This is a genomic window from Haloquadratum walsbyi J07HQW2, assembly GCF_000415985.1.
GTDB lineage: Archaea > Halobacteriota > Halobacteria > Halobacteriales > Haloferacaceae > Haloquadratum > Haloquadratum walsbyi_B.
This window is the reverse complement of sequence record NZ_KE356561.1, coordinates 658,714-661,053: the sequence shown is the minus strand read 5'-3', so window position 1 is coordinate 661,053 and position 2,340 is coordinate 658,714. Positions and strand designations below refer to the sequence as shown.

Below are 2,340 nucleotides of genomic sequence, written 5' to 3'. Positions count from 1 at the left end.
CTTCCGGAGGCTCGCGCAGTCATCACATTGCCGTTGTTCTGCCCAATTAGTTCGGTTATAAGATTGGCACCATCCGTACTCCCAGAGACTGTTGTATTCCGTATTGTGCCGTTGTTGTATCCGACAAGTCCACCCACAAACACATCACCGATAACGGTCACCTCTGTAAGCGTGATATCTGTGACTGTTCCCGAGTTGCGTCCAAATAGTCCAACCTCACTCTCAGTCGGGCGATTGATTGTCAGTCCTGTGATTGTGTAACTGTTCCCATCAAACGACCCAGTAAACGGCGAAGGGGTACCCTCATTACTGGGGTCTCCTCCGGTTGGATCAAATCCATGTCCGTCGTCAGATCGCGCCGTCTGTGAGGCGTCAATATCATTGATAAGTGAGTAATTCGCATCCAGATCATCCTCCATCGCCTGGAGTTCGGATACGTTTGAGATCTCATATGGATTTGACTCAGTCCCCTCCCCAGGCAGGTCGCTCACATCAACGTCGATAGGTCCAGCGTCGGTCTGCCCATGTGCGATCCCGGCGAATCCGCTGGAGACCCCCATCGGCAGAACAATCAGGATAAAGCCAGTCATGAGGATTGTGTTTTGCTGGGGTAATCTCATACGTAGATATTGGTATACACAGAATTCATACTTATATTAGCTTAGGCATATCTTATTTTATAATTCTGCTCCGATTCAACGGTGTGTTCGTCTTCGGCGTGACAACAGACAAAGTATCTCTGTTCGATACAGTTGTCCAGATGATTTTGTTTCTTGTCTCGGGGGTCCTCTCCTGACAGCATCGCACGCAAACGCTCGTCGGCAGAGTGATTGTCCATTTAATTGCATTATCGAAAATTAAAATCGTGAGGTCGGAGCTGTGAGTTGATCAGGCAACTGTAAGAACAGGACAGTCCAACGCATCGTACAACTGACCGCGGTTTCTGGGGCAGTTATGAACGGACACTCACATGCGGACAACAGCCATGACACTCAGTCGCTACATAAAATGCTCCAAGAATTGGTATCCGCCTAACACTGAAACAGTATGTTTCCGCGCTCCCTATGATCACGCCCACGACGCTCGGGTGAATAATCTGCTCTACAATCAACCGCCGATAATCGAGACAGTGAACTCATTATCATAAACAAACCCAATTTCTTATGCTACGCCTATTCAATTTACAAAATCAAAAACTACGAACATATGATCATCGAAACATCGAGATCGAATTATGTCGACTGGTACAGTTATTAATCCTTCATGACAGTACGTGTTGAAGTGGTTTTCACCAAGGACTTTGTTAGAAGTTCGAAACAATATATAGCGATTGATGACATCGATCCCAACGATCTCAATTTAATCTTTACAGGCTGAGTCCCCTTCCTCAAGGAACGAGCCACTACTGTGGCGAGTGAGTAGAGAGGGGTAGTTCACTGGTGTTCATGTGTGGGTGACTGTCACCCCCGTCCAGACTGGTTTTGTCACTATTGCTCGTCGTAGTTTACAATTTGGTTTCAAAATGACCATTTTTGCCAATTTTTATTTATTATTGGGATATGTATAAGATAGTGGCTGAAACACTGATTCAAGCCCTCTCGTATACGAGTTTAGCTGTTGTTGCCGCACTGGTTGGTGGTGTAGTCGCTGTCTATCGACCTCCTGATCCCCAAATGGAGAGCAACGTGCAACATTTAGCCGCCGGCGTGGTCTTCGCTGCAGTCGCGGCTGAGTTGCTTCCCGATATTCATAATAAATCACCAACAGTGGTCGTCTCCGGATTTGCGATTGGTATCGTCACTATGCTTGGCATTCACCGACTCAGCAAAGCTATCGAGAATCGAGATATTGGCGGCAACTTTGCAGGCGCTGCAGGTCTCATCATCACGATTGCCATCGACATGCTCATCGACGGCGTGCTTATCGGTGTCACTTTTATTGAGGAGACAACTACGGGAGTTATCATTGCCCTGGCGCTCGCAATCGAGGTGCTATTCCTTGGGGTAGCTGCTGTCGTTGCGTTGCCAGAGGAGATGAGGAACATTCAGAAGATGGCTGTGCCGGCGACGTTTGGAGCGTTAATGACTGTTGGGGTCACCGTTGGTGTGCTCACGCTTGAGGGAGCGGCTGAAGCTACGATTGCAGTCGTGCTTGCCTTTGGTGCAGCGGCATTATTGTATCTTGTAACCGAGGAACTGTTGGTAAAAGCCGGCAAAGTACCACAGACGCCTGTTTCGACAACGCTGTTTTTTGTCGGCTTCCTCACGATATTTTTACTCGACATTATCGGGTAATATCGAGTGCCGTGATCAAATGATAACTTCAGTCTCCATTCAGAAT

Annotated in this window: 1 protein-coding gene and 1 pseudogene; one reads left to right on the top strand and one right to left on the bottom strand. The window is 47.6% G+C overall.

Going from position 1 to position 2,340, the window contains the following annotated elements; all coding sequences use genetic code 11:
- Positions 1-560 (bottom strand): annotated as a pseudogene (locus J07HQW2_RS03060) (hypothetical protein); the annotation flags it as partial.
- Between the two features lie 1,011 nt (positions 561-1,571).
- Here J07HQW2_RS03060 and J07HQW2_RS03055 point away from each other — a divergent pair.
- Positions 1,572-2,294, top strand: coding sequence for a ZIP family metal transporter (locus J07HQW2_RS03055; RefSeq protein ID WP_303703944.1), 723 nt, complete (start codon positions 1,572-1,574; stop codon positions 2,292-2,294).
- Positions 2,295-2,340: the final 46 nt, after the last annotated feature.